General features: G+C 70.9%; 9 protein-coding genes. 6 read left to right on the forward strand and 3 right to left on the reverse strand.

From position 1 onward, the window contains the following. The first annotated feature begins 11 nt into the window (after positions 1-11). From CCN37_RS21850 to pflA, 6 genes are read left to right on the forward strand one after another with little or no spacing between them, the layout of a single operon-like run. A complete protein-coding gene (locus CCN37_RS21850) occupies positions 12-488 on the forward strand; it encodes a universal stress protein (RefSeq protein ID WP_143261730.1) in 477 nt (158 codons plus the stop codon). A gap of 13 nt (positions 489-501) precedes the next feature. Beyond that, the gene (locus tag CCN37_RS21855; protein WP_168200789.1) at positions 502-1473 is read left to right on the forward strand and encodes a nitroreductase family protein; all 972 of its coding nucleotides are present in this window, start codon (positions 502-504) and stop codon (positions 1471-1473) included. Next, complete coding sequence (locus tag CCN37_RS21860; RefSeq protein WP_086824077.1) at positions 1470-2354, forward strand: universal stress protein; 885 nt, start codon at positions 1470-1472, stop codon at positions 2352-2354. The genes CCN37_RS21855 and CCN37_RS21860 overlap by 4 nt, the downstream gene beginning before the upstream one ends. 13 nt (positions 2355-2367) lie before the next feature. Beyond that, entirely contained in the window at positions 2368-3405 is a 1038-nt protein-coding gene (locus CCN37_RS21865; protein ID WP_086824079.1) for a zinc-dependent alcohol dehydrogenase family protein, read from the forward strand. A 16-nt stretch (positions 3406-3421) separates the two neighbouring features. Further along, positions 3422-5668, forward strand: a complete 2247-nt coding sequence (gene pflB / locus CCN37_RS21870; protein WP_086824081.1) for a formate C-acetyltransferase — start codon at positions 3422-3424, stop codon at positions 5666-5668. After that, positions 5665-6393, forward strand: a complete 729-nt coding sequence (gene pflA, locus CCN37_RS21875) for a pyruvate formate-lyase-activating protein (RefSeq protein ID WP_246843221.1) — start codon at positions 5665-5667, stop codon at positions 6391-6393. The genes pflB and pflA overlap by 4 nt, the downstream gene beginning before the upstream one ends. 96 nt (positions 6394-6489) lie before the next feature. Here pflA and CCN37_RS21880 read toward each other — a convergent pair whose 3' ends face one another. From CCN37_RS21880 to ppsA, 3 genes are read right to left on the reverse strand one after another with little or no spacing between them, the layout of a single operon-like run. Beyond that, entirely contained in the window at positions 6490-6711 is a 222-nt protein-coding gene (locus CCN37_RS21880; protein ID WP_086824085.1) for a PLD nuclease N-terminal domain-containing protein, read from the reverse strand. Then, the gene (locus CCN37_RS21885; RefSeq protein ID WP_086824087.1) at positions 6711-7565 is read right to left on the reverse strand and encodes a hypothetical protein; all 855 of its coding nucleotides are present in this window, start codon (positions 7563-7565) and stop codon (positions 6711-6713) included. Before CCN37_RS21885 ends, CCN37_RS21880 begins: the two co-directional genes overlap by 1 nt. Further along, positions 7562-9790 (reverse strand): phosphoenolpyruvate synthase, encoded by a 2229-nt coding sequence (ppsA, locus tag CCN37_RS21890; RefSeq protein ID WP_086824089.1) that lies wholly within the window; start codon positions 9788-9790, stop codon positions 7562-7564. The genes CCN37_RS21885 and ppsA overlap by 4 nt, the downstream gene beginning before the upstream one ends. Between the last annotated feature and the right edge of the window lie 67 nt (positions 9791-9857).

Below are 9857 nucleotides of genomic sequence, written 5' to 3' on the forward strand. Positions count from 1 at the left end.
AGGAGAAACCCATGAACGGCAACGAGATCGTCGTCGGCGTTGACGAGAGCGAAGCCGGCCGCGCTGCCCTCGTGTGGGCCATGGAGGAAGCCGTCACACGGGGAGCCACCGTGACCGCGGTCAACGTGTGGAGCCACGAACCGCTGTCGGACTTCGCCTTCACCTCGGTCGAGGCCGTGCGCGCGGCCTCCACCGAGCTGCTCGACGACGCGGTCACCGCCGCTCGCGCGAAGGTCACGACCGCCGTGGGTGTGCGGAAGGTGAGCGTGTCCGGCTCGCCTGCCACCCGGTTGCTCGTGGCCTCCGAGGACGCGGCCCTGCTCGTGGTCGGCTCGCACCGCGGTGGGCTGCTGCGCGAGATCGTGCTCGGCTCCTGCGCCGCGGCTTGCGTCCGCCACGCCACCGTGCCCGTCGTGGTGATCCCCCCGCCCGATCGACTGCCGCGCAAACACTTCGAGATCGAGCACCCGATCGCGCCCACCTACTAGAGAGATGTCCGCCATGAGTTCCTGGACTCGCGACGAGGCCAAGACGTTGATCGACGCCGTGCGACTCGCCCCGTCGGTGCACAACTCCCAGCCGTGGGCGCTGGAGCTGACCGACCACCACGCGCTGCTGTTCGAGCGCCGCGACATCGCGTTGCCCCACCACGACCCGACCGGCAGGGACCGGCTGCTCTCCTGCGGCGCCGCACTGGCGAACCTGGAGCTGGCGGTGCGCTTCCTCGGCAGGCGGGCGGAGACGGCCCTGCTGGGTGACCCGCTGCTGCCGGACTGGGTCGCCACGGTGACCGCGGGCGAGTCCCACCCGCCGACCGGTGCCGAGCGCGCGAGGTTCACCGCCATCGCTCGCCGTCGCTCCTACCGACTGCGCTTCTCCCCGCAACCGTTGAGCGACAAGGAGATCGGCCTGATCACCGCCTCGACGGACGGCCGGGTCGGCATCCAGAGGATCTCCGGCGCCGAGCAGGTCCACGCCCTCGCCGGCTTCGTCGAGCACGCCACGAGCGTGTTCCGCGGTGACCGCGCCTACCAGCGGGAGCTGCTCGGCTGGACCACCCACCTGCACGACCGGCGCGTGCACACCGGCATCCCGCACGAACGCCTCGACGCCGGGCTGCGCTTCGGCGGCCTGGTCCGACGCGGCACCCCCGCCGCCGACGTCGAGGTCATCGCCGACAGCATCGAGGGCGAGACCGTGCTGGTGCTGTTCACCGAGGGCGACAGCAGGCGCGAGCACCTGCTCGCCGGGGCCTCGCTGCAACGGGCCTGGCTGGAGGCGACCGCACTGGGCTTGAGCGCCTCGGTCATCACCCAACCCCTGCACCTGTCCGAGGTCCGCAACGGGCTCGCCGCCCGGCTGGAGCTGCCCGGCAGACCGCACGCGCTGCTGCGCCTGGGGACTCCGACGCACAGCGTCCCCGCCGCGCCCCGCAAACCCGCTCACGAGTTCGTCCTGGAGGGACGGTCATGACCAAGCCGATCATCGTCGGGGTCGACGGTTCGACCTCCGCGCGCCACGCCGTGCGGTGGGCGGCCCGCGAGGCCGCCTCGCGCCGGGCACCGCTGCACCTCGTGCACGCCTGCCTGGAGATCACCACCTACACCCCGACCAGGCTGCCGCGCACCTTCGAAGAGGCACTGCGCGATCAGGGAAGCGGCCACCTGCTGGTCGCGGCGGACCTGGCGCGCGAGTCGGCTCCGGACGTCGAGGTGCAGACCCAGCTCATCGTCGGCACCGCCGCGGAAAGCCTGGTGCCGCTGTCGAAGCAGGCCCAGCTGGTCGTGCTCGGCTCCCGCGGCCTCGGCGGGTTCACCTCGCTGGTCGTGGGCTCCGTCGCCGTCTCGCTCGCCGCGCACGCCCACTGCCCCGTCGTCGTGGTGCGCGGGTCCACAACGGACTCCGAACCGCCGTCCGCCGGCCCGGTCGTCGCGGGGGTCGACGGCTCGACCGCCAGCGACGCGGTGCTGGAGTTCGCCTTCGACGAGGCATCCCGCAGCGGGGCCGACCTCGTCGCGGTGCACACGTGGAACGACCACATCGCCGAGAACGCGTGGGCGATGGCGCCCTACGTGGTGCTCGACTGGGTCGCCATCGAGGCGGAGGCGCACCTCGTGCTCGCCGAGCGCCTCGCGGGCTGGCAGGAGAAACACCCCGACGTCGCCGTGCACCGGGTGGTCAGCAGGCGGACCCCCGCAAGCGCCCTCATCGCGGAAGCCGCCACCGCCAGCCTGGTCGTCGTCGGCTCCAGGGGACGCGGTGGCCTGCGCGGGGCGCTGCTCGGCTCCACCAGTCAGGCGCTGCTGCACCACGCGCCGTGCCCCGTCGCCGTCGTCCGCCCCCACACTGCCTGAGCAGGGAGAAACCATGAAGGCGTTGACCTACCACGGACCCGGCCGCCGCGCGTGGGAGGAGGTGCCCAAGCCCGAGGTCAGCCATCCCGCGGACGCTGTCGTCCGGGTGGACGCGGTCACGATCTGCGGCACGGACCTGCACATCCTCAAGGGCGATGTTCCCGAGGTGGAGACGGGCCGCGTGCTCGGCCACGAGGCCGTCGGCACGATCGAGAGCATCGGCCCCGCGGTGCTCGGCCGCAAACCCGGTGACCGCGTGCTGATCTCGTGCATCACCTCGTGCGGGCGCTGCGACTACTGCCGCACCGGCACCTACGGCCAGTGCCAGGGCGGGGGAGGCTGGACGCTGGGGCACACCATCGACGGCACGCAGGCCGAGTACGTCCGCGTTCCCTTCGCCGACACCTCCACGCACCTGTTGCCGGACACCGTTTCCGACGACGCGGCGGTGATGCTGGCCGACATCCTGCCGACCTCCTACGAGGTGGGTGTGCTCAACGGACGGGTCTCACCCGGCGACACCGTGGTCGTCGTCGGCACCGGGCCGATCGGGCTCGCCGCGATCCAGACCGCGCAGCTGTACAGCCCGAGTCACGTCGTGGCGATCGACCGCGCGGGCTCGCGCCTGGAAGCGGCCAAGCAGTTCGGCGCCGACATCGTGGTCAACGCCGACGACGACCCGCAAACCGTCATCGCGGAGCTGACCGACGACCTCGGCGCCGACACGGTCATCGAGGCCGTCGGCGTTCCCGAGAGCTTCGAGCTGTGCACTCGTCTGGTCCGCCCCGGCGGACACGTCGCCAACATCGGCGTCCACGGCAAACCCGCCACGCTGCACCTGGAAGAGCTGTGGATCCGCGACATCACGATCACCACGGGTCTGGTGGACACCAGCACGACGCCTCGGCTGCTGCGGATGCTCGCCGCCGGGCGGTTGGACGCCGAGCGCTTCATCACCCACCGCTACGGCCTCGGTGAGATCGAGACCGCCTACGACGTGTTCTCCCGGCCCGCCGACACCGGCGCGCTGAAGGTCGTGCTGTTCCGCTGAGCGAGAGGACTCGGAGATGTCCGCACCCACCAAGGAAACCGCTGTCTGGAACGGATTTCTCGGGCACCGCTGGCGAAGCTCGATCGATGTCCGCGACTTCGTCCAGCACAACTACAGCCCCTACCGCGGCGGGGCGGACTTCCTCCACGGCCGCACCGAGCGCACGAGCGCGGTGTGGGCGAAGCTCACCGCGATGTTCGTCGAGGAGCGCCGCAAGGGCGTCCACGACGTGGACACGCGCACTCCGGCGTCGATCACCTCACACGCGCCCGGCTACATCGACCGCGAGCGCGAGCTGATCGTGGGCTTGCAGACCGACGCCCCGCTCAAGCGCGCCATCATGCCCTTCGGCGGCCTGCGCATGGTGGAGAACGGGTTGATCGCCTACGGCTACGAGCTGGACCCGGCGGTGCGCGAGATCTTCACCAAGTACCGCAAGACCCACAACGACGGTGTCTTCGACGCCTACACCGCCGAGATCCAGCGGGCTCGCCGCGCGGGGATCATCACCGGCCTGCCCGACTCCTACGGCCGCGGCCGGATCATCGGCGACTACCGCAGGGTGGCCCTCTACGGCGTGAAGCGCTTGCTGGAGCAGAAGTACCGCGAGCGCGCCTCGATCGACGGTCCACCGTCCACAGAGGACGTCATCAGGGACCGCGAGGAACTCGCCGAGCAGATCCGCGCGCTGGAGGACCTGCGGCGGATGGCGCGGACCTACGGCTACGACATCGCCCGCCCGGCCGAGACCGCGCGGGAAGCCGTGCAGTGGCTGTACTTCGGCTACCTCGCGGCGGTGAAGGAGCAGAACGGCGCGGCGATGTCGTTGGGCCGCACCGCCACCTTCCTCGACATCTACCTCCAACGGGACCTCGCGGCGGGCAGGATCACCGAACAGGACGCGCAGGAGCTCATCGACGACCTGGTGATCAAGCTCCGCATCGTCCGGTTCCTGCGCACACCAGCCTACGACGAGTTGTTCTCCGGCGACCCGACCTGGGTCACGGAGACCTTGGGCGGCATGGGGGAGGACGGCCGACCTCTGGTGACCAGGACATCCTTCCGGATGCTGCAAACCCTCTACAACCTCGGCCCCGCACCGGAGCCGAACCTGACCGTGTTGTGGTCGCCGCGCCTGCCAGCGGGCTTCAAGCGCTTCTGCGCCCAGGTCTCGGTCGACACCAGCTCCATCCAGTACGAGAGCGATGAGCTGATCCGGCCGCGCTTCGGCGACGACGCGGCCATCGCCTGCTGCGTCTCGGCGATGCGGGTGGGCAAGCAGATGCAGTTCTTCGGCGCGCGCGTCAACATCGCCAAAGCGCTGCTGTACGCGATCAACGGCGGGCGCGATGAGCTGACCGGAGAACAGATCACCCCGCCCTTCCCCGCGCTGCGCGGCGACCACCTCGACCCGCGCGAGGTGGCCATCGCCTTCGACCGGATGACCAGCTGGCTCGCCGGCGTGTACGTGGACGCGCTCAACATCATCCACTGCATGCACGACAAGTACGCCTACGAGCGCATCGAGATGGCGTTGCACGACTACCCGGTGCACCGCCTGCTCGGCTGCGGCATCGCGGGGCTCTCAGTCGTGGTGGACAGCCTCTCCGCGATCCGGCACGCGCGTGTGCGGGTGATCCGGGACGACGCTGGCTTGGCCGTGGACTACGAGGTGGAGGGCGATTTCCCGCGCTACGGCAACAACGACGACCGCGCCGACGCGATCGCGCTGGAGGTGGTCGAGGAATTCATGGCCAAGGTGCGCCAGTACCCGGCCTACCGAGCAGCCGAGCACACGCAGTCGGTCCTCACGATCACCTCGAACGTGGTGTACGGCAAGCACACGGGCAACACCCCCGACGGTCGCCGCGCCCACGAGCCCTTCGCCCCGGGCGCCAACCCGATGAACGGACGCGACACCCACGGGCTCGTCGCCGCCGCGCTCTCGGTGGCGAAGCTGCCCTACGACCAGGCACTGGACGGGATCTCGCTGACCGCGACGATCACCCCGGACGGCCTCGGCCACACGCAGAACGAGCGCGTCACCAACCTCGTCGGTGTGCTCGACGCCTACGTGGACGCTGGCGGGTTCCACCTCAACGCCAACGTGCTCAACCGGGAGACCCTCCTGGACGCGATGGCGCACCCGGAGAAGCACCCGCAGCTGACGATCCGGGTGTCCGGCTACGCGGTGAACTTCGTCCGGCTCACCCGCGAGCAGCAGATCGACGTCGTCAACCGCACCTTCCACGGATCGCTGTGATCACCGGGGCGGTCCACTCCTGGGACCTGGCGACCGCGGTGGACGGCCCCGGAACACGCTTCGTGCTGTTCCTCGGCGGCTGTCCACTGCGGTGCCGCTACTGCCACAACCCGGAGACCTGGCGCATGCGCGACAGCACCCGCCGCTCGGTGGAGGAGGTCGTCGCGGAGATCGCGAAGTACCGCCGCTTCATCGAGGTGGCGGGCGGCGGGTTCACCGTCAGCGGTGGGGAACCGCTGCTGCAACCGGACTTCGTCGAGCAACTGCTGCGCGAGGTCAAGGCGCTCGGCATGCACACCGCCCTGGACACCTCCGGCTACCTCGGGGCGTGGGCCACCGACGAGCTGCTCGCCGACACCGACCTGGTGCTGCTGGACATCAAGTCATGGGACTCCGACACCTACCGCGAGGTCACCGGCGGCCAGATCGAGCCCACCCTCACCTTCGCCCGCCGCCTCGACGCGATCGGCAAGCCGATGTGGGTGCGCTTCGTCCTCGTGCCGGGCCTCACCGACGACCCCGGCAACGTCGAGGGCATCGCCACCTTCGTCGCCGGACTGTCCACTGTGGAGCGTGTCGAGGTCCTGCCCTTCCACAAGCTCGGCGCGCTCAAGTACGCCGCGCTCGGCATCCCGTTCCCGCTCGCCGACACCCCGACGCCGTCCCCGGAGCTGCTCGACCGAGTCCGCGCCCAGTTCCGCGACGCCGGCAACGCCGTCCACTAGCCGCGACGCCGAGGAGCGGGCGGCGACTGGGTCGTGACCGTGAGCAGCCGCCTCGCCCTCCCGCGCAGGACAGGCAGGATCGCGTGCGCCGACGGCTCACCGATCGCGGCGGCGGCCGAAGCGGAAGTAGGCGATCGGACCCACGAAGTTGATTGCGATCACCAGCGCCCACAACCTCTTCGGGCCGTTCAGCCGCTCCGGGCTCCTGCGCGCCAGATCCACCCACGCGGTCACCGCGAGCGCGATCTGCACGGTACCGGCGACGATCACCTTCCTCCTGCGCCCGGGGTCGAGGTCCTGCCATTTCTGGGATCGCATCACATGTCCTTTCCGCTCAAGGGGTTCTCCGTCCACAGCGCCTCTCGGAGCCAGCCCGGCGCTGGAGTCCGCATCCGGTGTGCTCCACGGGCCAGGACGGTCGCGCAGACGGCGATCAGCACGGCGAACACGCCCGCGACAGCCCAGTTCGGCGTGCCGCCGTCGACCAGGATCGCCACGGCCATCGACCAGATCGCCAACCCCATGACGAGCAGCTTGACCAGCAGAACGGCCGCGAGCGCGGGCCCCGCGACGTGGCCGCGGAGCAGAGCGAGACCGACGACCGCCATCGCGGGCAACACCAGCGCGAGGTCCACGACGTAGACCGGGTAAGGCAATCCGCCGACGCCGACCGTTCCCGGCGGTGCACCGCTGATCGCGGCGGGAAGCAGATCGGACAGCCACAGCGCCGCGAAAGCGCACCCGACCACGACCAGCAGGCCACCGACCGCCCGGTGCCGCGCGGGGCCGAGTGCTGTAGCGAGCAGCCGCACGTTCATCCGCGCGATGCCGTCGACCAGTGCCGCGATCGCGAGCGACATCGCGCACACGTAGAGCAGGAACACCGAATTGCTCGGCACGCCGAAGGCGTAGATCACGTAGGTGTAGGCGACGTAGCTCAACAGCCCGAGCCACAGCAGGTGCCCGCGCGCAGAACCGAGGCGGCTGCGCCGACCCGCGAACACCAGCACCGGGACGACGGCCAAGGTCAGCGCGTCCTGCGCGAGGGACTCCAGCTCAACGGTCCGAGCGAGACGGTAGGCGTGCTCGGCGAGAAGGCCGTGGAGGGTGCTGGCGGTGAGCACCGCCGCCAGCACCCACGAGACGAGCTCCGGCCACCACCGGCGGATCATCGCCGCGCCACGTCCAGCAGCAGGCGGCGCTCAGCCGAGCCGATGACCGCCCTGGCGTGCCGGACGACGTCGGGGTTCACCGACACCGAAGTGATTCCGGCGCGCACCAAGTGCTCGGCGAACTCCGGGCGGTTGGACGGTGCCTGGCCGCACAACGACGAAGTGATGCCGGCGTCGGTGCAGGCTCGGATGATGCGCGCGATGGTGTCGAGCACGGCCGGGTCGGACTCGTCGAACAGCTCCGCGCACGGCGCCGAATCGCGGTCGACGCCGAGCACGAGCTGCGTGAGGTCGTTGCTGCCGATGGACACCCCGTCGATGCCCATCGCCGCGTACTCCGGGATGCGGTAGACCACCGACGGGACCTCGGCCATGACCCAGCGCAGCAGGCCGCGCTGACGGCCCAGCGGGCTGGCGTCGACCATCTCCAGGCAGGCGGCCAGCTCCCAACGGGTGCGCACGAACGGGATCATCAGGTGCAGGTTCGGTGTCTGCTCGCGCACCCGGGCCAGCGCTTGCAGCTCCAGCGCGAACAGCTCGGGCTCGCGCACGTACCGGAAGCAGCCCCGGTAGCCGATCATCGGGTTGTTCTCCACCGGCTCGAAGTCCTCACCACCGGCGAGGCCGCGGAACTCGTTGCTGCGGAAGTCCATGGCGCGGTAGATCACCGGGCGCGGCGAGAACGGCCGGGTGATCCGCAGCAGCGCCTCGGTCATCGCCGCGACGAAGCGCTCCGGGCCTTCCTGGGCGAGGAACCGCCGGGGATGCGTTCCCGCGAGCGCCTCGGTCAGCATGAACTCCGCGCGCAGCAGTCCGACGCCGTCCACCGGCAGCGCCGCCACCTCGTCAGCGTGCTCGGGCAGCGCCAGATTGACGTAGAGCTTGGTCGCCAGCGCTTCGACAGCGGGCACCGCTGGCACCGCCACCGGCTCGGTGCGCGTCGGCCGGACGGCACCGGCGACGACGGTGCCCTGCTTGCCATCGACCGTCACCTGATGGCCGTCGCGCAGCACGCTGGTCGCGGTCCTGGTGCCGACCACGCACGGAACTCCGAGCTCGCGCGCCACGATCGCGGCGTGGCAGGTCATGCCGCCCTCGTCGGTGACCACGGCCCCGGCACGGCGCATCGCGGGCACCCAGTCCGGGTTCGTCATCGCCGCCACGAGCACCTCGCCGTCGCGCAGCAGCTGCCCCTGCGCGGGCGAGGAGAGCACACGCGCTTGCCCGGTCGCGATGCCGGGTGAGGCCGCCAAGCCGGTGAGCAGCACGCCGGAGCCGTTGTCCAGGGTGGTGATCGGGCGGGACTGCACGAGCCAGGTCCGGCCGTCGGCGATCGCCCACTCGATGTCCTGCGGGCAGCCGTAGTGCCGCTGTACCTGCGCCGCGAGCCTGGCCAGCTCCGTCACCTCGGGGTCGGTCAGCACGCGCTCCGTCGTCTCCTCCTCGGTGAGGTCGACGTGCAGGTCGCCGCCGCCGGGAGCGGGCACCAGCTTGAACTTCTTGGTGCCCACCCTCGTGCTCAGCACGCTGAAGTCCTTCGCGGACACCATGTGCGTGTCGGGTTCGACCGCTCCGCTGACCACGACCTCGCCGAGCCCGAAGGCGGCTTCCACCACGATCCGATTCCGTTCCCCCGTCGCGGGATCGGCGGTGAACATCACCCCGGAGCGCTCCGAGGGCACCATGGCCTGCACGACGACGGCGATCGCCGGTTCCTCGGTGAGCCCGCGTTCGGCGCGGTAGGCGAGCGAGCGCTCGCCGAACAGGGAGGCCCAGCACTCCACCACGCGGTCGAGCACCGCATCGGCCGTCCTCACGTTGGTGAACGTCTCGTTCATCCCCGCGAAGGAAGCGCCCGCGGTGTCCTCCGAGGTCGCCGACGACCGCACGGCGACGCCGTTGGCCGCGCCCAGCCGCTCGAACGCCGAAGCCACCTCGGCGCGCACCGCGTCGGTGGTGCCCGCCCGCCGCACGAGCGTTCGCAGCTGCTCGCTGAGCGGACCGAGCTCGCCGGAGCCCGCCACCACCTCCCGCACCCGCGCCGCGACCTCCCCGCGAACCCCTGCGGCGTCCATCGAGGACAGGTAGGACTGCGCCGTGACGACGAACCCCGGCGGCACGGGCAGCCCGGCAGCGGTCAGCTCGCCGAGGTTGGCGCCCTTGCCGCCAGCGACGGCTGTGTCTCGCCCACGGAGATCCTCGAAGCCCAGCACGTACGAGGTCATGTCGTCTCCTCCGTGCGCGTCCACGGGTCGAGCGGCTCGACGACGTCCGCGGCGGGCCGCCGCGGGC

The organism is Allokutzneria sp. NRRL B-24872, assembly GCF_002155965.1.
GTDB lineage: Bacteria > Actinomycetota > Actinomycetes > Mycobacteriales > Pseudonocardiaceae > Allokutzneria.